General features: G+C 68.9%; 17 protein-coding genes. 7 read left to right on the top strand and 10 right to left on the bottom strand.

The features are described from left to right. Nucleotides 1-61: 61 nt before the first annotated feature. From MANAM107_RS08720 to iolC, 9 genes are all read right to left on the bottom strand, one after another. Complete coding sequence (locus MANAM107_RS08720) at nt 62-1,396, bottom strand: MFS transporter (RefSeq protein WP_223907450.1); 1,335 nt, start codon at nt 1,394-1,396, stop codon at nt 62-64. Nucleotides 1,397-1,612: 216 nt separating this feature from the next. Then, on the bottom strand, nt 1,613-3,106 hold the full coding sequence (locus MANAM107_RS08715; RefSeq protein WP_223913012.1) for a CoA-acylating methylmalonate-semialdehyde dehydrogenase: 1,494 nt from the start codon (nt 3,104-3,106) through the stop codon (nt 1,613-1,615). Nucleotides 3,107-3,454: 348 nt separating this feature from the next. Continuing rightward, complete coding sequence (locus tag MANAM107_RS08710) at nt 3,455-5,002, bottom strand: AlbA family DNA-binding domain-containing protein (protein WP_223907446.1); 1,548 nt, start codon at nt 5,000-5,002, stop codon at nt 3,455-3,457. Next, entirely contained in the window at nt 4,999-7,422 is a 2,424-nt protein-coding gene (locus MANAM107_RS08705; protein WP_223907442.1) for an AAA family ATPase, read from the bottom strand. Before MANAM107_RS08705 ends, MANAM107_RS08710 begins: the two co-directional genes overlap by 4 nt. Next, on the bottom strand, nt 7,419-7,724 hold the full coding sequence (locus MANAM107_RS08700) for a DUF1819 family protein (protein ID WP_223907438.1): 306 nt from the start codon (nt 7,722-7,724) through the stop codon (nt 7,419-7,421). The genes MANAM107_RS08705 and MANAM107_RS08700 overlap by 4 nt, the downstream gene beginning before the upstream one ends. A gap of 190 nt (nt 7,725-7,914) precedes the next feature. Continuing rightward, on the bottom strand, nt 7,915-9,822 hold the full coding sequence (iolD, locus tag MANAM107_RS08695) for a 3D-(3,5/4)-trihydroxycyclohexane-1,2-dione acylhydrolase (decyclizing) (RefSeq protein WP_223907437.1): 1,908 nt from the start codon (nt 9,820-9,822) through the stop codon (nt 7,915-7,917). A 37-nt stretch (nt 9,823-9,859) separates the two neighbouring features. Beyond that, nucleotides 9,860-10,744, bottom strand: coding sequence for a 5-deoxy-glucuronate isomerase (gene iolB, locus MANAM107_RS08690; protein WP_223907434.1), 885 nt, complete (start codon nt 10,742-10,744; stop codon nt 9,860-9,862). Between the two features lie 34 nt (nt 10,745-10,778). Then, the gene (locus tag MANAM107_RS08685) at nt 10,779-11,657 is read right to left on the bottom strand and encodes a Cgl0159 family (beta/alpha)8-fold protein (protein WP_223907431.1); all 879 of its coding nucleotides are present in this window, start codon (nt 11,655-11,657) and stop codon (nt 10,779-10,781) included. A gap of 10 nt (nt 11,658-11,667) precedes the next feature. Beyond that, nucleotides 11,668-12,654 (bottom strand): 5-dehydro-2-deoxygluconokinase, encoded by a 987-nt coding sequence (gene iolC, locus MANAM107_RS08680; RefSeq protein ID WP_223907427.1) that lies wholly within the window; start codon nt 12,652-12,654, stop codon nt 11,668-11,670. 451 nt (nt 12,655-13,105) lie between these two features. On the opposite strand from iolC, the gene MANAM107_RS08675 reads away from it, so the two are divergent. The 3 genes from MANAM107_RS08675 to iolG all read left to right on the top strand — a co-directional run bounded on the left by MANAM107_RS08675 (nt 13,106) and on the right by iolG (nt 16,584). Beyond that, nucleotides 13,106-13,861 carry a GntR family transcriptional regulator gene (locus MANAM107_RS08675; protein WP_223907425.1) on the top strand — a complete coding sequence of 252 codons (756 nt, stop codon included), beginning with the start codon at nt 13,106-13,108 and terminating at the stop codon, nt 13,859-13,861. Nucleotides 13,862-14,273: 412 nt separating this feature from the next. Continuing rightward, on the top strand, nt 14,274-15,350 hold the full coding sequence (locus MANAM107_RS08670; protein ID WP_223907423.1) for a transaldolase family protein: 1,077 nt from the start codon (nt 14,274-14,276) through the stop codon (nt 15,348-15,350). Nucleotides 15,351-15,594: 244 nt separating this feature from the next. Next, nucleotides 15,595-16,584, top strand: a complete 990-nt coding sequence (gene iolG, locus MANAM107_RS08665) for an inositol 2-dehydrogenase (protein WP_223907421.1) — start codon at nt 15,595-15,597, stop codon at nt 16,582-16,584. Between the two features lie 82 nt (nt 16,585-16,666). On the opposite strand, the gene MANAM107_RS08660 is transcribed toward iolG, so the two are convergent. Next, nucleotides 16,667-17,128 (bottom strand): peptidase inhibitor family I36 protein, encoded by a 462-nt coding sequence (locus MANAM107_RS08660; protein ID WP_223907419.1) that lies wholly within the window; start codon nt 17,126-17,128, stop codon nt 16,667-16,669. A 674-nt stretch (nt 17,129-17,802) separates the two neighbouring features. Between MANAM107_RS08660 and MANAM107_RS08655 the strand changes: the two genes are divergently transcribed. The 4 genes from MANAM107_RS08655 to iolE all read left to right on the top strand — a co-directional run bounded on the left by MANAM107_RS08655 (nt 17,803) and on the right by iolE (nt 22,967). Continuing rightward, nucleotides 17,803-18,777, top strand: coding sequence for a LacI family DNA-binding transcriptional regulator (locus tag MANAM107_RS08655; protein WP_263421890.1), 975 nt, complete (start codon nt 17,803-17,805; stop codon nt 18,775-18,777). A 106-nt stretch (nt 18,778-18,883) separates the two neighbouring features. Beyond that, a complete protein-coding gene (locus MANAM107_RS08650; RefSeq protein ID WP_223907413.1) occupies nt 18,884-20,152 on the top strand; it encodes a Gfo/Idh/MocA family protein in 1,269 nt (422 codons plus the stop codon). Between the two features lie 21 nt (nt 20,153-20,173). Beyond that, a complete protein-coding gene (locus MANAM107_RS08645) occupies nt 20,174-21,832 on the top strand; it encodes an MFS transporter (RefSeq protein ID WP_223907409.1) in 1,659 nt (552 codons plus the stop codon). Between the two features lie 208 nt (nt 21,833-22,040). Beyond that, nucleotides 22,041-22,967, top strand: coding sequence for a myo-inosose-2 dehydratase (gene iolE / locus MANAM107_RS08640; RefSeq protein ID WP_223907405.1), 927 nt, complete (start codon nt 22,041-22,043; stop codon nt 22,965-22,967). Nucleotides 22,968-23,292 lie beyond the last annotated feature (325 nt).

The raw sequence follows: 23,292 nt of genomic DNA, 5'->3' as shown, positions 1-23,292 counted from the left end.
TCCTGACAAAAAGAGGGGCTGAAGGTCCCTATCCGGCACCGGCGCACCGGACGGCCCTGCGTCAGGGCACACCGATCTCGCGAGGCAGGCGCGCCATGACCACGACTGCCGAGGCCAGGGCCATGGCGAAGAAGACCCAGGCCATCACCTCCGGGCCGCCGCGCTCCAGGGCCACCAAGGGGACCGCGAGCGCCGGGATGCGCGCCAACGACCGGCCCACGGCCACCATCCGGCGCTGCGCCCCCACCAGCCATGGGGGCACGCGCGGATCCACCGCGCCCTGGCAGGCCGGGAGCACCAGTGCCTGCTGGGCCCCTGCGATGACCACCAGGGGGATGACGGCGAGCCAGAGTGCGGCCCGCCCGGAGACCGCCGTCAAGGCGACCAGCAGTGTGGAGGCGATGACCGCCAGGCTCACCCCGAGCATGACCGCGATGAAGCGCCTGGCGGTGGTGGCCGCGGCGAGCAGGATCGCCAGGACTGCGATGAGGAGCCATCCCACGGCGCTGACCGCCACCTGGGCCCCCGATCCTCCCAGGACCAGGATGACGGCCGGGGCGAGGATGATGGCGGCGGCGCCCAGAGGCGCCTCCTGGGCAATGACGAGCACCGCAGCGGCGCCGGCGGCCCGTCGGATCCCCCGGACGCGCAGATCGGCCAGGGTCAGGGGCTGCTGCTCGGCGGCCATGCCCGCCTCGTGACGCGCCCAGTCGATAGCCACTGCCGCTTCCAGGGCGCCGTGCAGGCGGCGCAGCACCCCGAAGGCCTCGAGGTCGCGCCCCCGGCCGGCCAACCAGACCGGGCTCGGGGGCAGGGCCAGCACCATCCCCAGGTGGGCCAGTGCCACCGCCACGACTCCCAGCCAGCCCGCGGTCAGTGGGTACGCCAGCCACCAGGAGCCCAGCAGTCCCAGCGCCGCACCCACCGGGACCAGGGCGATGGCCTGGGGCATGAGGCGCCTGTGGCCGGGCAGGGCCAACTCGTGGCAGGCCTGCGGCGCCACCAGAAGCAGCAGCCCCGCACCCAGGCCCACCAGGGCGGCTCCCAGGGCAGCGGCTCCCAGGGCGAGGGCAGCGTCGACGCGGGCCTCCGGGAGTGCGGCCAGGACGGCACCGATGATGAGGAGCAGGTCGGCCCCCGCCCCAGCCGCCCGGACCCCCAGGCGGCGGATGACCGGGGCGCCTGCGGCCGACCCCACCGCCGCCGATCCGCACATGAGGAGGACCACGGCCAGTGGACTGGTGATCCACGACCCGCCCGCACCGGGGCCGAGAGCGATCCTCAGCGCCAGGATGGCATCGAGCGATCCCAGGACAAGCCCCGTCACCCAGGCGTACAGGCGCAGGCGCACCGGGCTGCGCGGCCCCTGCGGCGCGGGCGGGCGGGGCTCAGGCACCGGGCTCGCCGTCGATGCGGCTGAGCGGTGGCCCATGGATCTCGCCGGCCCGCCCGTGCCGGCCAGGGGCGCAGCCGGGGGCAGCGCCCTCGGGGGCGCTATCCCGCCGTGTGGGGAGGACGGCTGCTTCCAGGGTCCGCGCCGCGGGCCGCGACCGGCGGGACGCACCGGGACCGAGCCTGGTGAGTGCGGTATCAGCCATCGACGGCCCCGGTCCTACTCCTCGCGTTGGAAGGACATGGTCGCGGCGTAGGTCTTCTCCGAGGGCCAGCGGCTGGTGATCGCCTTGGCCCGGGTGCAGAAGCGCACGCCCTCGGGTCCGTGGATGTGGGTGTCGCCCAGGAGGGACTCCTTCCACCCGCCGAAGGAGTAGTAGGCCACCGGGGTGGGGATGGGCACGTTGATGCCGACCATCCCGGCCTCGACGTCGAGCTCGAAGCGCCGGGCCACACCGCCGTCGTTGGTGAAGATCGCCGCGCCGTTGCCGAAGGGGGATGCGTTGACGATCCCGATCGCCTCCTCGTAGGTCTCGGCGTGGACGATGGACAGGACCGGCCCGAAGACCTCCTGGCTGTAGAGCTCGGAGTCCAGGGGCACGTTGTCCACGATGGTGGGGCCCAGGAAGTGGCCGTTCTCGTGACCGGGGATGACCAGGCCGCGGCCGTCGAGGACGACCTCGCCGCCCTTGGACTCGCCCTCGTTGATGAGGCCGATGATGAACTCCTTGGACTTCGCATCGATGACGGGGCCCATCTCCACCCCCTCGTCCATGCCGTAGCCGACCTTGATCCTCTCGGCGTGGGCCTTGACGCGCCGGGCCAGGTCCGGGCCGCATCCGCCGACGGCCACGACCACGGGCAGGGCCATGCAGCGCTCGCCGGCGGCCCCGAAGGCGGCGGCGCAGATGTGCTGGGCGGCGAAGTCAAGGTCGGAGTCGGGCATGACGATGGCGTGGTTGTTGGCCCCACCCAGGGCCTGGACGCGCTTGCCGTGGGCCACGCCGGTGTCCTGGACGATGTGGGCCACCGGGGTGGAGCCCACGAAGGAGATCGCGTCGATCCCGGGGTGCTTGAGGATCCCTGAGACCATGTCGCGGTTGCCCGAGACGACGTTGAACACGCCGTCGGGCAGGCCCGCCTCCTTGTAGAGCTCGGCGGTCAGCAGGGCGGCCGACGGCGTGGCGGAGGCCGGCTTGAGAATGAAGGCGTTGCCGGTGGCGATGGCCACCGGGTGCATCCACATGGGCACCATGGCCGGGAAGTTGAAGGGGCAGATGCCCGCGACGACGCCCACCGGCTGGCGCAGGGTGTGGATGTCGACGCCGCTGGAGATGTCGTAGGAGTACTCCCCCTTGAGGGCCAGGTTGATGGCGGTGGAGAAGTCGAGGGTCTCGCGGCCGCGCTGGATCTCCCCGATGGCGTCGGAGTAGTTCTTGCCGTGCTCCTCGACGATCATGCGGGCCATCTCGTCCTGGTGGGCCAGGACGAGCTCGCGCATGCGGAACATGATGGCGGTGCGCTTGGCCAGGGAGTACGCCGCCCACTCCTTCTGGGCCCGGGCGGCCACCTCGACGGCGTGGTCGAGGTCGGCGTCGGAGGCCTGGAGGAGCTCGGCCTCCACCTCGCCGGTGCCGGGGTTCTCGACGGGGAAGCGCCCGACCGGGCTGCCCTCGTAGTACTGGCCGTCGATCCAGTGGGAGATCGTCTTCATCGTCATTGACTCCTCAACGTTGCGGGCGTGTGGCCCCGGCGCCATCGCCGGCGCCAGCGGGCGCCACCTACCTTAGTCCCACACCCCGAAGTTTGTCAGCACATTTCAGCGTGCGGGATGAGATCCGCGCCCACCCGCCCGATCCGCTCGGGGATCCGCGGGCATCAGGCGGGTGGGCGCGGGGCGGTCCGCAGCAGGGGCCGAGGCCTACAGGTAGTGGCGCTGGGGGGCCCGGTCGCGCACGTAGTCCTCATAGGCGCGCCGGGTGGACTCCAGGCGGGAGACGCCCGGCCTCACCAGGGCGGGCGAAGCGCTCGCGCAGCTGGTGCTTGATGGTGGACAAAGAGCTCATTCGGCGTCTCCAGAAAGGCTGTCGAGGTAGGCGCGGCCGGTGTCGGTGAGACGGTAGCGCTGGAGGCGGCTGTTGGGCTTGTCGGGGATCGTCCGGGCGAGGTACCCCTTCTCGATGAGGGGGAGCAGATGGCGTCGGTAGTTCCCATAGGCGTCAGCAAGCCCAATGGTGGCCAGCAGCTCAGAACGAGATCGGGGAGTGTCAGCGGCGGTGAGGACCGCCATGACCTGCTCACTCGACTTGCTCACTTGCTCACTCGACTTACTCACTCGGCGGCCTGAGGTCTTGGCCGGGCGCGTCGACTTGGTGTCTTCGGACGCCGACTTAGTGCCTTGACTTAGTGACTTGACTCCCTCACTTGACTTGCTCACATGCTCACTGACCCGCCCGGGGTCGTGGTTGGGCACGTAGATCGTCACCCGCACCCGGTCCTGGACCTCCTCGATCACCGGCTCGGGCAGACCGGCCTCGGCGACCTGCGCGAAGACGCGCTGGACGCCGGTGCCCCACTGCTCCATGATCCCGGCCTCACGGAAGATGCGCGCCAGCGCCGGGTTGCGCAGCCGGGAGACCCTGCGCATGGTCTCCACGGTCATGCCGGGCAGCAGAAGGCCTGGACTGTCCACCTGGATGCGGTCGTCATAGAAGCCGATGCGGATGGGCGTGCCGCGCTCGGCGTAGGAGGAGTGAACAAGGGCGTTGACGATGACTTCGCGGATCGGCTCGACGGGGATGGAGTAGACGTCGCGGCGGCGGACCTCGCCGAAGACCGCGGTCTTGTAGGCGTGCTTGAGGAGGAAGCTCATGACCTGGTCCACGGCCAGTGGCATGGGGCCGTGGATCTCTGCCTGGTCGAAGATGTCGGTGCCGTGGGGTCCACGGAGGCGTCCGCACTGGACCCAGGCCGAGGGCAGGAAGCGGGTGGGGTCCGGGCAAGCGGCAAGGATGCCTGCATTCGTGGGGACGATCCCGGTGCCGTGCCTCACGGCGAGTCCGAGCGCGAGGAGGTCATCGACGCTGGTGGGGCGACCGCGCAGGTCGGATAGTGAGGCGAGGTCAAGGTCCTCGAGGCTGGCGCGGGGCTCGGGCAGGTCCTCGAAGGCGATGCCGCGGGCGTTGCGCTCGAGCTCGGCGACCAGTGCCGGGTCGGCTTGGCGGGTGGTGGAGCCCAGACGCACGTAGACGCCGGCCTCCGGCCCCTGCCGGGTGAGGTAGTGGGGGCGACGGGTGCTCAGCGGCACGTCGACGACGAGGACGGTCGTGCCGTTGAGCGTGACGAGGTCGATGGCGGGGACGAGCTGGGGTGAGATGTGGTCGCTGATGAGGCTGGCGACGCGCTCCTCCTCAGCCAGGGGGTCGGCGACGCCGACGACGGTACCGTCGTCTTCAACGCCGAGGACAAGTCGCCCGCCCGCCGAGTTCGCGAAGGCGGCGATGGTCCGCAGCGGCCCTCCGGGCGAGGACAGGTCCCGTTTGAGCTCCAGTGTCTTGCCCTCCCGGTCCGTGACCCGCCCGTCTGAACCGAGGCAGAGGTAGTCGGTCATGTGACAGTGCCTTCCGACGATGCGGACACGGAATCACCCAGGAGTTTGCGTTGATCGATAGCGAGAGCCGTACACATCGCGGACACATGCTCGGGATCGACGTGGTGCATAAGATGGAACAGTGCGCGGAGAACAGTCGTGACTTCAGTCAGCTTGAGCGGCTGAGAAATATCTCCACCATCAAAATGAGAGTAAGCGTGGAGGTATCTCTCGACACGCGTCCGGATAACGCCATCCAACAGACGATCTCTGCGCATGAGTTCCTGCAACGCGACATGGAATGAGCCCACCTTTCCGGGGCACCTAAAACTCAAGAACGCCTCAAGCATGCGTCTAGCGGCGTTGGGCATGAGCGCCAGTTCGTTCATTTGGTCCGCAAGACTTTCGTCACCACGCCTGTCAACGACCGCGTGGGCTACCCGCCAGAAAAGGAAATGATACTCAGATCGCAGCACCTTGCTGCGATCTTTATCCGTTTCCCAACGCCTGAGTTGCGGACGACGGGGGAATTGACCAGGTCCACGCGGGGCGACCACCGACGTCACTTCATAGGCCCGGAAGTCGCAGTCCTCGTGCTGCTGTCGAGATTCGAGCTGGATAAGCCAGTGGCGGAAGAGGTCGAAGTTGTGGGTGAGGAGGAAGACCTGACTGGCGTACGTGTTGACAACGGACTCCGCCCAGATATGCGCGGAGGCGCCGAAGAGAATTCCGTGGTCCAGGCTGGAGACCGGATCGTCGATGATCATAATTGGAGGCTCACCCTGAATCTTGTCCTTGCGAACACTGGCGAGGAAGTACAGCAGCGCGATCGCGGTCTGCTCGCCCTCACTGAGGTGGGTTGCAGGGTCTCCGGCTCGTTCGATGGCGTAGTGCTTCGAGTCTTGGGCGCTGAACTTGAGCTCGTCACACCCCAGGAGTCCTCGCAGCCCTTCGCTGAGTTCCGCTGCTCCGGGAATGGGATCACCATCCACGCTCTCAAGCACCGTAATCCGCTCCCCGAGTTCCTTCATCTGGTCCTGAAGCTCTTCGCAAGCCGCCCGCTTGTCCTCCACCTCCTTCTTCAGACGCATATACTCACCGGCAGCGTTCTTCACATGGTAGTGCTCGACGCGTGCGGCAGCCTCCCTAGCGTGTTTCGCGTGACTGTCGATCCTGCTCTGGTGTTCCTTGACCGCCTTCTCCAGTTCCGCGGTCTTCGGCGCTACCAACGCGAGATCTGATGTGAGCGTGGGAGTTCCGAAGGGGTTGTTCTTCTTCTCCTTCAACACCGCTTCAATCTGCTCGACAGCATTGACGTACGCCTTATGCTCCGTATCATAGGCCTGGCGAGCCTTCCCCAGATCTTCCCTGAGGCTTTCATATACCTCGGAGTCTGCAGGAAAGGCGTCCAGGTAGGTCTTCGACACCTCAGTCGAGGCGTCCAGACGCTTCAGGAGATTGTCAATAGCAGCCTGGAGCTCCTTGAAGGACTCATCGAAGTGCGCATTGAGAGCATTGATTCGCTCAGCGGTCAGCCCCTGCCCGCAGAACAGGCAACTCTCAAGACCTTCATGAAGATCGAGGCCCTGCTGCACCCACCTGGACCGTTGAGCATGCTCCACCAGCTCCTCAATAATATGATTGCTCACCACACTTGTCGATAGCAACTGGCGCGCTTCATCGAGACCATCCTGTTCCAGCACGGAAGGCCGAGGCTGCAGATAGACAGGATTCATCACCTCTCTGGTTGCATGGTCACGATCGGCCTGCAGTTCTGTGGATGCATCCTCCAGGATGGAGGGGTCCCCTTCGAGAAGTTCACGAACTTGCCGCTTAGTGTACGTGTTGGTTGCCCGATAACGAGAGACCTTTGAAGTCCTGAGATCGTCGACGACCTGCTTTGCCGTGTCTTTCAGCTTCCTATCAACGGCGTCTTCAGCGGACTTCGCTGCCTGCTCACGCTGGGGAAGCTCTTGGCGCTTGGCTTCCAGTTCAGGGCGTAACTCCTCGAGTTTCTTCTCAGCGTCGGCAAGCCTTTCACCGATGGTGAGGAGCGCTTCGGGCTGCGGTCCGTCGACCTCCTCAAATCGGAGGTTTCTGCGGACGAAGTCCTTGTTGAAGACCCTGACACGCCCCCAGAAGGCACGATCATTCAGACTGATCGCCGAACTGCCGGAAGTCGACGTATCGGAGGGATCACATACCTCGAGTTGCAGGCCCGCACTGACGACCTCATCGTGCCGATGATCGCGGTCGTCGGACTGATCAACTGCGTAGGCGGCACAGCCCTGCAGGAGGGTCGCAAGCGTGCTCTTGCCACTGCCGTTCTGGCCGTAGATCAAGTTGACACGCGCGAACTCGACGCCACCACTCGGCTTCCATCCCTGGAAGATGCGGTAGTTGTCGATCTTCTTGATCGTGTGGATGCGCGTCGGGCTCATCGGGCGCCGTTCTGGGGGGCAAGGGGGTGGGTGGGCCAGGTCCAGGTGGTGGCGTCGGTGCGCTTCCTCTCGATGGAGGCCACCTTCTGGAGGGCAGGGCCGAAGCGCAGGTAAAGGAAGAGGTTGATGGGAATCTTGGCGCGGGTGGATGGCTTGGTCTCCTCCGACTCGCTGTGCCACAGGGCCTTCGCGTCCCAAAAGCGCTCGAAATCCTCGGCGGACAGGAGGCCCCCCACCACGAAGGACAGCCTGTACGGCACGGGGACCGTCGCACCCACCTGGACACCAGCCGTGGACGCCACGCTTTCACCCCATTCCCACACTCGCCGCGCTCAGCAGCAACGCCTGGCGCTCACGCGACTCTACCTGATTCCCAGGCCCTCGTCGCTATCGCCCCCTGGCCTTGGGCAGCGGCCCGCCCGCCCGATCCCCTCGGGGATCCGCGGGCATCAGGCGGGTGGGCGCGGGGCGGTCCGCAGCAGGGGCCGATGCCTACAGGTAATGCCGCTGAGGCTTGCGGTCGCGCACGTAGTCCTCGTAGGCGCGCCGGGTGGACTCCAGCTCCGAGACCCCCGAGACCGGCACGTCCCACCAGCTCGACCCGGGCGGGTTGGGGCCGTAGAGGTCGGTCTCGATGTGGATCATGGTGGCCCGGTCACTGGCCGCGGCCGCACGGTAGGCCTCCTTGAACTCCTCGATGGTGCGCACCTCCATCACCTCCAGCCCCCAGGAGCGGGCGTTGGCGGCGATGTCCACCCCGGCGATGAGCTCCTCGTCGGCCAGGTGCCCGCCCTCGCCCCGCTGGCGGTACCTGGTGCCGAAGCGCTGGGAGCCGTGGGACTCCGAGAGCGAGCCGATCGAGGCGAAGCCGTGGTTCTGCAGCAGGACGTAGATGACCTTGATGCCCTCCTGGACCACGGTGGCCAGCTCCACGGGCAGCATCTGGTAGGTGCCGTCACCCACGATGGCCACCACCTCGGCCTCGGGGCGGGCCAGCTTGACGCCCATGGCGGCCGGGATCTCGTAGCCCATGCAGCTGAAGGCGTACTCCACGTGGTACTGCAGGGGGCTCGTGGCCTGCCACAGGGCCTGGAGGTCCCCGGGCATGGAGCCGGCGGCGTTGATGACGACGTCCTGGGGCCCCAGGAGCTCGTTGAGAGCGCCGAAGACCTCGGTCTGGGCGGGCAGGGGCCCGTGGCCCAGGTGGTAGCAGCGCTCGGTGGCCTCCTGCCAGGCCTCCTTCTCCGTGGCGATCTCAGCGGAGTAGGCCTCATCGACCCGGTGGCCCTCCAGCGCCGGACGCAGCGCCGCCAGGGCCTCGCGGGCGTCGGCCACCACCATCTCGGCGCTCTCCTTGGCGGCGTCGAAGGGGGTGACGTTGATGTTGACGAAGCGCACCTCGGGGTTCTTGAACTGGGTCTTGGAGGCGGTGGTGAAGTCGGAGTAGCGAGTACCGATGCCGATGATGAGGTCGGCCTTGTCGGCCAGGTGGTTGGCCGAGCTGCAGCCGGTGGAGCCCACCCCGCCCACCGCGCAGGGGTGGTCGAAGTTGATCGCACCCTTGCCCGCCTGGGTGTCGGCCACCGGGATCCCGGTGGCGGCGGCCAGGTCCCGCAGCTCCTGAGCGGCCCCGGAGTAGATGGTCCCGCCCCCGGCGATGATGAGGGGCCGCTTGGCGGCCCGGATGAGGGCGGCGGCCCGCTCCAGGGCGGCGGGCTCGGGGACGGGGCGGCGCACATGCCACACGCGCTTGCGGAACAGCTCCACGGGCCAGTCGAAGGCCTCAGCCTGGACGTCCTGGGGCATGGCGATGGTCACCGCGCCGGTCTCGGCCGGGTCGGTGAGCACCCGCATGGCGGCCAGCAGGGAGGGGATGAGCTGCTCGGGGCGGTTGATGCGGTCGAAGAAGCGCGAGACCGGGCGGAAGGCGTCATTGACGCTGACATCCAGGCTCGTGGGGTCCTCCAGCTGCTGGAGCACCGGGTCGGGGATCCGGGTGGCGAACTGGTCGGAGGGCAGAAGCAGCACGGGCAGGCGGTTGGTGGTGGCCAGGGCCGCGCCGGTGACCATGTTGAGGGAACCCGGGCCGATGGAGGCCGTGCACATCCAGGTCTGGAGCCTGTCCGTGGTCTTGGCGAAGGCCGCGGCGGCATGGACCTGGCCCTGCTCGTTGCGGGGCATGATGTAGGGCATCTCCCCCTCGCCCTGGCCGCGGGCGATCTCGTTCTGCAGCAGGGCCTGGCCGATCCCGGCCACATTGCCGTGGCCGAAGATGCCGAAGGCCCCGGCGATGAGGCGCCGCTCGACGCCGTCGCGCTCGGAGTACTGGTTGCTCAGGAATCGGATGGTCGCCTGGGCCACGGTCAGGCGGACCGTGCCGGCGTAGGCCTCGTTGCTCACGGGTTCCTTCCTCGGTTCTCGTCGGGTCTGTGTCGGGTCAGTTCATGGGCGTCATGGGCAGGCGGGGGTCGACCTCCTGGCCCTCCCAGGTCTGGCGCACCCAGGTGTGGTGAGGGTCGTCGGTCATGAGCCACACGGCGTCCTCGGCGGGGCCGGCCATGACGTTGAGGTAGTACAGGTCGTAGCCGGGGGCGGCCACGGAGGGGCCGTGGTAGCCGTAGGGCATGACGACGACGTCACCGGAGCGGACCTCGGTGCACACGTCGATGTCGTGGCCGGGTGAGGGGTAGATGCGCTGGAGGGCGAAGCCCTGGGCGCCGTCGGCCCCGAGGCGCACCTCGTAGTAGTAGATCTCCTCCAGGACCCGCTCGACCTCGGTGTGCTCATCGTGCTTGTGCGGCGGGTAGGAGGACCAGTTGCCCCCGGGGGTCAGCACCTCGCAGGCCAGGAGGTGGGACGTCTCCACCTCGTTGCCCAGGGCGTAGTTGTTGACCTGCCGGCTGGCGGGGCCGGCTCCGCGCAGGCCGGTGCCCACCTCCTCGCGGGGGCAGTAGCGCAGGGGCCGATCACTGGTGGCCCGGGAGCCGGGCAGGGCGATGCGCGCGCCCCCGGTGCTGCTCAGCCTCGTATCGGTGCGGCGGGGGATGTAGGCGTAGTCGGTGATGTCGGTGAAGACGGACTCGCGCCCGGTCAGCTCCAGGCGCCGGCCCTGGGCCTCCACGGTGCACCCGCCGCTCAGGGGCAGGACGAGGTACTCGCTCTCGCCCCCGGGGATATCCACACTGCCCCCCGGCTCCAGGGCCACCACGCGCAGGGAGCACCACTGCCATCCGGCGCGCTGGGGGGTCAGGTCGAGCTCGTAGGGGCCGTGGGCGAGCTCGCCTCGGCGGATGATGTACTGCGACTGGTCCGACTGGGGCATCGTGTCCTCGTTTCAGCGGTCTATCAGCGGTATCTCAGCGGTTCAGGAGTTCAACGGCATTGTCGACCGCGGCGGCGACATCCCCGCCGCGGGGGTAGAGCATGGACCGGCCCGCCACCAGGCCCCTGACCTGGGGCAGTCTCAGCGCCCTGCCCCAGGCCTCCATGGCGGCCGCCGGATCCTGGGGGACCTCCCCTCCCAGGATGAGGGCGGGCAGCGTGGTGGAGGCCATGACGCGCTCCATCTGCTCGACGCAGGGCAGCTTCAGCCAGGTGCGGGCCGAAGTCCGGCCCAGCCCCTGGGCGATGGAGATGGAGCGGATGACGGCCTCGGGGCTCAGATCGTTGACGGCGCGCTCCCCCTCCCACCGGGTGATGAAGGGCTCGATCATGGCGCTCAGGCCACGCTGGGCCAGGGAGTCGATGGCGCGGGCACTGGCCTCCAGGGTGTCGGCGGTGCGGGGGTCGGCGTCGTTGATGCGGGTGAGCATCTTGCCGCCGTCGAGCCCGGCGGCCTGGATGCCGGCGGCGTCGTAGCCGCCGAAGCGGTCATCCATCTCGAAGGAGGCCCCTTGCAGCCCCACCCGGTTCATCGAGCCCCACACGAGCTTGCCGTCCAGGGCGCCCAGGAGGGCCAGGTCCTCGATGATGTCGGCGGTGCCCAGGAAGCCGCCCACGCCCGGGCGCGACAGCGCCGTCATGCAGCGGCCCAGCAGGTCCTCCCGATTGGCCATGGCCAGCGGATCCGCTCCGGCCCCCAGTGCTCCGCGGGCGGGGTGGTCGCAGGCGATGACCATGAGCGGCCCGGACAAGGCGGCGCCGGCGCGCGGGCGGTCGGCGAGGGCCCTGGCGATCCGCTCGGGGTCGGTGGCCCGGATCGCGGCGATGTGCTCGGTCAGCGGTACTGCGCTCATCATCCCCGCCTCACAGCTCGACGTCGGGGGCCACGGCCCGGCGGTGCTCGCGCATGAGGTCGAGCAGCTCGGCCTGGGTGGGCATGGCGGTGGAGCACTCCAGACGGGAGGAGACGATGGCGCCTGCGGTGGAGGCGGCGAAGATCGTCTTGTCCAGCGGCCACCCACTGAGCAGGCCATGGCAGACGGCGCCTCCGAAGGCGTCCCCGGCCCCGAGCCCGTTCCTGGTCTCCACGAGGGTTGCGGGCATCTCCACGCGCTCGGTGCGGGTCTTGGCCAGGGTGCCCTCCCGGCCCTGCTTGACGATGGCCAACTCGATCCCGGCCTCCAGGAGCGCGTCGGCGGCGCGGTCCGGGTCACTCTGGCCGACGGCGACCTCGCACTCCTGGCGGTTGCCGATGGCCACGGTGACCTTGGGCAGGGCCGCGGAGACCTCCCGGTGGGCGGCCTGCCGGCTGTCCCAGAACATCTCGCGGTAGTCCAGGTCGATGATCGTGAAGGGCCTGCGCCCCCGGGCGTCCAGGGCGGCGTGGTGGGCGGCGCGCGAGGGCTCCTTGCTCAGCCCGGTGGCCGAGACCCAGAAGATGGAGGCGCCCGCGATGGCCTCCATGGGCATGTCCTGGATGGTCATCTCCAGGTCGGGGGCGGAGGGCTCGCGGTAGAAGTAGAGGGGGAAGCGGTCCGGGGGGAAGAGCTCGCAGAAGGTGACCGGCGTGTTGTAGGCGGGCCGGATGACGACGAAGTCGTCCGCGACGCCGAGGCGGCGCATCTCGGTGCGCACGAACCGGCCGAAGGGGTCGTTGCCCACGCCGGTGATCACCGCCGAGCCGTGGCCGTAGCGGGCGGCGGCCACGGCCACATTGGTGGGGCTGCCCCCGAGGAACTTCCCGAAGGTCTCCACGTCCTCCAGGCCGACCCCCTGCTGGAGGGGGTAGATGTCGACGCCACAGCGGCCGATGGTCAGTACATCGAGCCCGGGGCTCCTGGGGGGTCTCATGTCTCTTCCACGTCCTCGGGGTGGATCATGGGCCGGCGGGCCGTCCTGCTGGCACTACAGCGAAGCCTGCCCCACCCCGGGCAGCCCCGTCAAGCATTTGTCAGCACAAATAAAGGGGTTGTCCGCGGCCGGGCGCAGGCGGGCGCCGGCCCTCGCATCTCCGCCCGCCCCAACGCCGACGGCACTGCTTCTGAACTACTCCCGGCGGATCAACCGCCCGGGAGCGGCCGGCACTCCCGAGATGACAAGGCGCCCACCCGCTTCGTATCCTATAAGAGGGTCCCCACCCATTATCCCCTCACCCTTAAGGTGGCAGCACCGGCCGGTCCATGCGACCACGGCCACGCAAGCACGGCGGCCAGTGCCGGCCCCTTTGCGGTGCATCGCTCCCACCGCTGTATCACATCACCGATCACCAGCACAGACCACGACCACCCTCAGGTGCCATCACATGTCCACCGCCGACCCCTCGCCCTTCGCCCTCGACATCACCATCGACCGCTCCAGCCGCGTGCCCCTGCACACCCAGATCTCCGAGCCGCTGGCCGCGCTCATCCTGAATGGCACCCTGACCCCTGGAACGCGCCTGGAGGACGAGCTCTCGATGGCCAAGCGCCTCAAGGTCTCCCGCCCCACCGCGCGCCAGGCCCTTCAGCACCTGGTGGACCGCGGCCTGCTCAAGCGCAGGCGCGGCGCGGGCACCATCGTCTCCCCGCCGCATGTGCACCGCCCCATGGAGCTGACCAGCCTGCTCTCCGACCTGGTGGCCGCCGGCCACTCGACCTCCACCACCCTCCTCGACTACCACCGGCACCCCGCCAGTGCCGAGGAGGCCCAGCACCTGGAGACCGAGCCGGGCACGCCCGTGGTCACCTTCGAGCGCATCCGCCTGGCCGACGGCGAGCCCATTGCCGTGCTGCGCAACCTCATGCCCGCCGCGGTGGCGCCCACCGAGGCCGAGCTGGCCGCGAGCGGCCTGTACGACGCGCTGCGCGCCCACGACATCATCCCCACCACGGCCAAGCAGATCATCGGCGCGCGCAATGCCACCCCGAAGGAGGCCGAGCTGCTCCATGAGCGCCGCCGCGCCGCCCTGCTCACCGCCATCCGCATCACCTACGACCAGGCGGGGCAGGTCATCGAGTACGGCCAGCACATCTACCGGGCCTCGCGCTACTCCTTCGAGACCTCCCTGTTCTCCAGTTAGGCGCCCCCGGGAGGGCCTGATGGCTGGGCGGTGGACTGTGGGGCTCACGCTCGGCGTCACTTCGCGGAAAGGGCGTCACTTGGCGGAATGGACGACACCTACAGGGTACGTCCATTCCGCCAAGCGACGCTCCTGTCGCGAAGTGTCGCCCCATCGCACCCGGCCTGCCACCAGCCCCAGCCCACCACCGCCCTGGCCCAACGCCCCCGGCCCTGCGCACGACCCACGGGGCCGCCCGCAGGCGCCAGAGCGCGGCCCCACCGACACAAGCACGGTTTGTCCGAACAAATCATTGACAGGACCCCCCTGCGGCGTCTTCAATGGAGCCACCGGGCCGCGGATGCAAGGAAGCCCACCCGCGGCAGGAACCCCCACAGGCACCGCAGACACGAAGCAGGACAGAGCAGGACAGATGAGCATCGAATACACCCCCGGCCCCCTTCTCGACGCCGCCCGCAGCACGCCCACCGCCCTTTGGAACGACTCCGCCGACCCCGAGGAGCTGCGCCAGTCGATCTCCTTCGGCGGCGTCGGCGCCACCTGCAACCCCACCATCGCCTACACCTGCATCAACCAGCGCAAGGATGTGTGGCTGCCCCGCATCGCCGAGCTGGCCGAGGAGATGCCCGAGGCCACCGAGTCCGAGATCGGCTGGCAGGTGGTGCGCGAGCTGAGCATCGAGGCCGCCGCGCTCCTGGAGCCGATCTTCGAGGAGCACAAGGGCCGCAACGGCCGCCTGTCGATGCAGACCGACCCGCGCCTGGCCCGCAGCGCCCAGGCCCTGGCCGACCAGGCCGAGGAGTTCTCGGGCCTGGCCAGGAACATCATCGTCAAGATCCCCGCCACCTCCGTGGGGGTCAAGGCCATCGAGGAGGCCACCTACCGGGGCGTGTCGGTCAATGTCACCGTCTCCTTCTCCGTGCCCCAGGCCGTGACCACCGGCGAGGCCATCGAGCGCGGTCTCAAGCGCCGCGAGGCCGAGGGCCTGGACACCTCGACCATGGGCCCGGTGGTCACCCTCATGGGCGGGCGCCTGGATGACTGGATCAAGATCGTGGCCAAGCGGGACGGCCTCTTCCTGGACCCCGGCCACCTGGAATGGGCCGGGGTGGCCGCCCTCAAGCGCGCCTACCAGGAGTTCCAGTCCCGCGGCCTGCGGGCGCGCGTGCTCTCGGCGGCCTTCCGCAATGTCATGCACTGGTCCGAGCTGGTCGGCGGGGACCTGGTGGTCTCCCCGCCCTTCGCCTGGCAGAGGCTCATCAACGACTCCGACTACAGGGTCACCAACCGCATCGATGTGCCCGTGGCCCCCGAGATCATGGAGACGCTGCTGTCCATCCCGGAGTTCGTGCGCGCCTACGAGCCCGACGGCATGACCCCCGAGGAGTTCGACTCCTACGGCGCCACCCGCCGCACCCTGCGCGGCTTCCTCGAGGCCGACGCCGACCTGGACGCCCTGGTGCGCGACGTCATCATGCCCCAGCCCTGAGGCCATCCCCGGGGCCGCAGTGGCGCGGCTCGGCCCCGGGAGTCGACGGCGACGCACCGGCGGCCGCGTATCAGCACCGGGCATGACTCCCGCGCCGTCGGGGACGGCGGGCCGACCGCGCCGAGAACCTCTCGCGCCCGCGGCGCGCGGCACGGCGACAGCCCACCGATGATCTCCCGCCCCGCGACCAACCAGCCAACTACCGACAGCCACAGAACCACCCACGGAACACTGAGGAGCAACGATGCTCGCAATCGCCGTCATCGGCGCCGGCCGTATCGGTCAGGTGCACGCCAGGACCATCGCCGCCCACCCCCGGGCCGAGCTCGCCCTGGTCTGCGACCCCGCCGGAAGCGCCGCCAAGGACCTCGCGGACCTCTACGGGGCCCGCTCCAGCAAGGATGTCGAGGAGGCCTTCTCCGATCCCGCGATCGACGCCGTCATCGTGGGCTCACCCACGCCCCTGCACATCCCCCACCTCCTGGCCGCCGCCAAGGCGGGCAAGGCGGTCCTGTGCGAGAAGCCCATCGCCCTGGATATCAAGGATGTCGAGGAGGCGCGCGCCGAGCTCGACGCCGTGGAGGTCCCGGTCATGTTCGGCTTCAACCGCCGCTTCGACCCCAGCTTCGCGGCGGTGCGCGCCGCCGTGGAGGCGGGCAGGATCGGGGATCTGGAGCAGCTGACCATCATCAGCCGCGACCCGGCGGCCCCGCCGGTGGAGTATGTCAAGGTCTCGGGCGGCATCTTCCGCGACATGACCATCCACGACTTCGACACCGCCCGCTTCTTCCTGGGCGAGATCGTGGAGGTCTATGCGATGGGCCAGAACCTCGACCCGGCCATCAAGGAGACCGGCGACTTCGACGCCGCGGTGGTGACGCTGCGCGCGGCCAGCGGCGCGGTGGCCACGATCATCAACAACCGGCACTGCGCCTCGGGCTACGACCAGCGCCTGGAGGCCTCCGGGGCCGAGGGGGCGCTGCTGGCCGAGAACATCCGCCCCACCACGGTGCGCCTGTCCACCGCCGAGGTCACCGACGCCCAGGAGCCCTACCTGGACTTCTTCCTGGAGCGCTACGCCGAGGCCTACCGCCTGGAGCTGTCGGCATTCATCGAGGCCGTCGAGGAGGGGAGTACTCCCCCCACCTCCATCGCCGATGCCATTGAGGCGCTGCGACTGGCGGAGGCGGCCACCGAGTCGGCCCGGAGCGGCCAGCCTGTGCGCCTGGGCTGACGCCCTCCGGGCCCAGGCCCTGGGGGCGGGTACCGAGACTCGGTACCCGCCCCCAGGGCGGAACAACGCAGGAGCCGACGGCTCACACCGGGCAGACGCCCACGCAGGGCTTCGGGATATCCACGTAGTGGGAGGCGTTCTGGTTCTTCAGGCCGCTGTCAAGATCGGCCGAGGCCCCCGCGGGGATGACCTGGCTCCTGCCCCCGTAGTTGGAGTTGTAGTAGACGATCACCGGGTAGTTCGTGCGGTTGGTCACCGAGGCGGCATTGTTCTTCATGCATTCTCCGCGACCTTTGGCCTTCGGGTCAGGGCTCTTGAACTCATAGCAGCCGGGCTGACTGGAGCCGTAGTTGCGCACGGAGCCGGTGAAGTCGGAGATCGCGCCCTTTTGACCACTGTTGAAGTGGAAGCAGACCTCTCCGACATCGCACACGCCGTCGCGCTCGGCGGCGCTGGCGGGCGAGGCGGGCAGGATCACGGCACCGGCCGCGAGCAGGATGGCGGAGGCCGCACCGGCAAGGCGGCGGGCAAGCGTGCTGGACATGAGAGCTTTCCTTTCTGACACGGTGAATGAGTGGTGCGGCACCGCAGGCTCCGAGGCCGGGATCGGCGCCCCAGACCCCGGTGACGCAGCAGCGGCCAGTGGGCGCTCATCCCGGATTGAGCGCGACAGCAGTGCCGCCGCCCAGCGCCGGAGGGCTGCGGGAGGCGATAGCGGAATGACCACCACCGCCATCCCTATCCGGACACGAGAAGCCTAAGAATCCCTCATCGGCACCCGCAATGGGCCCTCCCACCCTTGACAAGCCGAAGTACTCTCTGCCTACCGTCGGTGATTGATGTCTGCTCCCGCTCTTCAGGGATGCATATCATCAACTGGTCAACCAATCGATCCCATCCGACCCCATTGCGGACTCGCATCGAGAACGCATCACCCCTGTCAACAGCGATATTGAATGAATGCTGAATGTCGACAGGAGAATCGTGGAGCACCAATAGAATGGCAGCAGAGTATCGGCCGGACATCGACGGCGCAGTATCATCCCCCCGCCCGCAGCCCCGGCCCCAGGAACCGCGCTCCCCGGGAGCGCAGCCATGACCGGTCAGGGGGCGGGACCGCAGGGACCCAGACCCCCAGACGGCCGCGAGGCGCGGAAGGACCACGGCGATGGCGCCGGGCGCCACGTCACCCAACTCGATGTCGCACGGGCCGCGGGCGTGTCCCGATCCGTGGTCTCCCATGTGCTCAACCGCAACGGGCGCATCTCCGAGCAGACCCGCGCCAAGGTGCTGCGCATCGCCCAGGAGATGGACTACCAGCCCCATGCGGCGGCCAGCGAGCTGGCCTCGCAGCGCTCCCGGCGCATCGTGGTCATCCTGCCCTACCTGGACAACCCCTTCTTCGACACACTCGTGCGCCACCTGCGCCACTACTGCCTCAAGGCCAGGCGCAGCCTGGTCGTCCTGGCCTCGGACCTGGAGGCCGGGCTGGAGCGGGCCACGCTCGAGGAGGCGCGGCGCATGCGGCCCACCGGCCTCATCCTGCCCGGAACGCGCCTGGAGCCCGAGGAGATCGAGCGGCTGGGCCGCAGCCTGCCGGTGTGCCTGCTGGACCGAGGCCTGAGCGACTCCCCCGTGCGCACGGTGCGGATGGATGAGTCCCAGGCCGCCGAGCAGATCGTGTCCCACCTGCGCGAGCAGGGCCACCGGCACCTGACATTCCTGACCCCCGCCGCGCCCATGCACGAGCACCTGGCGGCGGAGCGGGCCGGGGCCTGCCTCCGGGAGGCCCGGCGCCAGGGGATGAGCGCCCAGGAGATCCGCTGCACCGGCGGTGCCCTGCTGGCCCTGGAGGCCGCCCTGGAGGGGCGCCGCAGGCCGGTGGCCGTGGTGGCCTACAACGACCTGCTGGCCATCAACATCGTGGCGGCCGCCCACCACCTGGGCCAGCGGGTGGGCCCCGACCTGGCCGTGGCCAGCTATGACAACACGCGCCTGGCCTCCCGCCCGGAGTTCGACCTGACCAGTGTGGACCAGCGCCCCGAGCGGCTGGCGCGCGCCGCCGTCGAGCTGCTCACCTCCGAGGAGGCCCAAGGATCCGGGCGCGCGGGGCGGGCCCCTGCCACACGAACGGTGCGCCCCTACCTGGCGGTGCGCTCCTCCACGAAACGCCCACCCAAGCCCTTGTCCTGACAAAGTAGGTTCTGATACGGTCCCGTTACGCCGTTGCTGACGCGCGTTCCCCCTGTTACCGCGCTGCTGCCGCAGCACCCGACAAGGCCGTCGGAAAGGAAAATTCATGACCAAGAAGAGACCCCTGGGCGTCGGTGTCATCTCACTGGGGTGGATGGGGCGCCTCCACGCCCGCAGCTACCGATCAATACCCGAGCGCTTCCCGGAGCTGGGGGTGGCCCCGCGGCTGGTGGCTGCAGCCGACCCGGTCGAGCAGATCCGCGCCGAGGCCGTGGAGGACCTGGGCTTCGAGCGGGCCTACGCCGACTACCGGGAGCTGCTGGCCGATCCGCAGGTCGAGGCGGTCTCCATCTGCGCCCCCAACTTCCTCCACCATGAGATGGCCCTGGCCGCCGTCGAGGCCGGCAAGCCCTTCTGGATCGAGAAGCCCATGGGCATCAGCGCCGAGCAATCCCGCCAGATCGCCCAGGCGGCCCAGGACGCCGGCCTGGTCACCGCCGTGGGCTTCAACTACCGCCACACCCCGGCCATCGAGTACATGCGCTCCCTGGTCCGCTCAGGCGCCCTGGGGCGCATCACGAATGTGCGGGTGTGGTTCATCGCCGACTACAACTCCTCCCCGCTGAGTCCCCTGACCTGGCGGGCCTCGCGCGAGAAGGCGGGCGCCGGCGTCGTGCCCGACCTCATGAGCCACGGGGCCGATCTGGCCCAGTACGTCGTGGGCCGTATCGCCTCGGTCAGCGCGCTGACCGACACCTTCATCACCGAGCGGCCCATCCCCACCAAGATGGGCATCGGCCACTCCGGCTTCGAGATCGGCGAGGAGGTGGGCCCCGTGGGCAACGAGGACTACGTGTCCATGCTCGTGCGCTTCGACGGCGGGGCCGTGGGGACGATGGAGTCCTGCCGTGTCAGCGTGGGCCCGCGCGCCGAGTACGTCGTCGAGGTCTACGGCACCGGCGGCTCGGCCCGCTGGAACTTCGAGCGACTCAACGAGCTCGAGGTGTGCACCGGCCTGGACGGCGGGGCCGTCCACGGCTACACCCGCGCCATGGCCGGCCCCCAGTGGGGCCAGTGGCAGCGCTTCCAGCCCGCCATCGGCACCTCCATGGGCTTCGACGACATGAAGAGCATCGAGGCGGCCCAGTTCCTGGAGTCGATCCTCACCGGCGAGCAGATCGCCCCCTCGGCGGCCGACGCCTGGTGCGCCGCGGAGGTCGACCAGGCCATCGTCGCCTCCGCCGCCGACGGCCAGTGGCACGATGTGCCACGGGTCGCCGGCCCCACCACCTTCGACCGCGCCCCCGGCGCGCAGGGCGCCGCCACCGCGCCCCCCTCAGCCCCCACCACCCCCGCCGCACCCGCCGGCGCCTGAGTCACAGGAGCACACCCGCATATGAGCCAGACATCAACCGGCCTCTCCCTACGAGGCATCACCAAGGAGCAGATGCAGGCGGCGGTGGACCAGACACCGCCCTCGGGCAAGCACCGCGGCATCTTCGCTGTGGCCGCCGTGGCCACGCTGGGCTCCCTGCTCTTCGGCTACGACACCGGCGTCATCTCCGGGGCCCTGCCCTTCATGTACATGCCCTTCGCGGCCAAAGGCCTGCAGCTGACCTCCTTCGAGGAAGGGGCCATCGGCGGCACCCTCCTGGTGGGGGCGGCCCTGGGGGCGCTCATCGGCGGGCGCCTGTCGGACCGCTACGGCCGCCGGCACAACATCACCCTGCTGGCGATCCTCTTCGTCGTCGGCGCCCTGGGCACCACCCTGGCGCCCAACGTGTGGGTCATGTACCCCTTCCGGGTCGTCCTGGGCTTCGCCGTCGGCGGGGCCTCAGCCACGGTCCCGGTCTACCTGGCCGAGACGGCGCCCAAGCGCATCCGCGGCTCCATCGTGGCCATCGACCAGCTGATGATCGTCACCGGCCAGCTCCTGGCCTTCGCCATGAACGCGGCAATCAGCCACGTCCAGGGCGGCCCGCGCATCGCCATCGAGGCCGACCCCTCGGGCACGCTGGCCCCCGGCGAGTACGCCTACGACACCATCCGCTCCCTCCAGGCCTCCCAGGGGGGCACCATGAGCGCCGATGAGTACCACGCCTTCCTCAACCAGCTGGTGATCTCCTGGGGCAACGGCGAGACCTGGCGCTACATGCTCGTGCTGTGCACCCTGCCCGCCATCGCCCTGTGGATCGGCATCCGCCTCATGCCCGAGTCCTCCCGCTGGTACGTGGCCAAGGAGCGGCTCTACGAGGCCATCGGCGCGCTCAAGCGGGTGCGCGATGAGGACAAGGACGGTCCCCTGGTCGATGAGCTCATGGAGATGGCCGAGTCCCGCCAGCACGAGATCGCCGAGGAGGCCCGCTCACGCGGCCTGGGCTACGTCCTGGCCACGCCATGGCTGCGCAAGCTGCTGGGCGTGGGCATCTTCCTGGCAGTGGTCAACCAGACCACGGGCGTCAACACGGTCATGTACTACGCGCCCAAGGTGCTGGAGTACGCGGGCATGTCCACCTCCTCGGCGATCACCGCGCAGGTGGCCAACGGGGTCATGAGCGTCATCGGCTCGGCGATCGGGATCTGGCTCATCATGAGGTTCCGCCGGCGCCAGATCCTCATCGCCGACGTCACCGGCGTGGGCATCTGCCTGCTGGGCATCGCCGCGACCTTCCAGTTCCTCATCGCCCCGCACATGGCCGAGCACACCGCCCCGCCGGCCTGGGCCGCCTACCTCATCCTGGCGCTCATGTCGGTCTTCATGCTCATCGTCCAGTCCTCCAACGGCACCGTGGTGTGGACGATGATGGGCGAGCTCTTCCCCGCCAACGTGCGCGGGGTCATGAATGGCACGGCGATCTTCTGCATGTGGACGGCCAATGCCATCATCACCTGGACCTTCCCGCGGATGATGGAGACCCTCGGCGGGGGCTACACCTACACGATCTACGGGGTGCTCAACCTCGTCATCGCCGTCATCCTGCTGCGCATCATGCCCGAGACCTCCGATAAGTCCCTGGAGCAGATCGAGGCCGAGATGGAGGCGCGCTACTCCTGATCCCCACCACTCCGGGGCCGACGACGACGGCGAACCCGCCCATCGTCGTCGGCCCCGCCTCCCCACCGCCCCGCCCGCGATGACCCGCCGGCGATCAGCCCACCGGCAGCCCCGCAGGCGCCACCCCGCGACCCGCATGCGGCCAGTGACCGGCCGCCGATCCACCCACACCACCTAGCCGATGAACCCGCCAATGAAGGAGAGGACCATGGCCTTCCGACTCGACCCCACCACCGCGATCAAGGACCCCCACGGCATCAGCTGGGGCATGCACCCCATCACCTGGCGCAATGACGACATCCCCGAGGTCGGCGCCTTCAACACCCTGGAGGACATGCTGCTCGACCTGGCCGACACCGGCTATGCGGGTACCGAGTGCGCCGGGTTCTTCCCGCCCAAGGAGGAGGTCAAGGCGGCCGCCGAGGCCCGCGGCATCGCCATCGTGGCGCAGTGGTTCTCCTCCTTCATCGTGCGCGACGGCGTGGAGGCGGTCATCCCCGACTTCGAGGCCACCTGCTCCTACCTGGAGTACCTGGGGGCCACCCGCATCGTGGTCTCCGAGCAGACCGGCTCGGTGCAGGGCAAGCGCGATGTCTGCATCTTCACCAATAAGCCGGTGCTCAGCGAGGAGGAGTGGCCCGTCCTGGCCGAGGGCCTCAACCGCCTGGGCGGGATCGCCCACGAGCACGGCCTGGCGCTGGTCTACCACCACCACCTGGGCACGGTGATCCAGACCAAGGATGAGACGGTGCGGCTCATGGAGCTGACCGACCCCGCCAGGGTCTCCCTGCTGTTCGACACCGGGCACGCCTATGTGGGTGACGGCGATGTCATGGGGCTGCTGCGCCAGACCATCGAGCGGGTCAAGCACGTGCACTTCAAGGATGTGCGCCCCAAGAAGCTGGAGGAGTCCCGCGCGGCCGAGCGCTCCTTCCTCGATTCCTTCCTGGCGGGCATGTTCACCGTTCCGGGGGATGGCACCATCGACTTCACCGAGCCCTACCGGTTCCTCATCGACCACGGGTACCGCGACTGGATCCTGGTGGAAGCCGAGCAGGACCCGGCCATCGCCAACCCCCTTCAGTACGCCCGCAAGGCCCGGGCCTACCTGGAGGGCACGCTGTTCACGGACTGAATGAAGACCGCAATAGAAAAGCGTGCTGAGGCAAGATAGAGGCTGGGTGGGGTGCCGAGCGAGCCACTTCACCCAGCCTTTCATGCCCCCCCTGCACCTCGGAGCCTCCGGCCTATCTCACCCGAGAGGACATCCGCATGCATGCGTTATTAAAAACCAGCCCGCAGATGACACAAGCAACCCCCACCACCGCATAACTACTGGGAGCCACCCCGCTAACTAAACTGACGATAGTGAAAGTAGTCACTGGAACAATGTTCATAAACAGCGTTCCATTGATTGGCCCAAGAACCCTGTTCCCCTTGTTCTGGCTGGCTTTAAACAA

Origin of the sequence: Actinomyces capricornis (assembly GCF_019974135.1) — a bacterium.
Lineage (GTDB): Bacteria > Actinomycetota > Actinomycetes > Actinomycetales > Actinomycetaceae > Actinomyces > Actinomyces capricornis.
The sequence above is the reverse complement of the archived record's forward strand: the minus strand, read 5'-3'. Positions and strand labels throughout refer to the sequence as shown.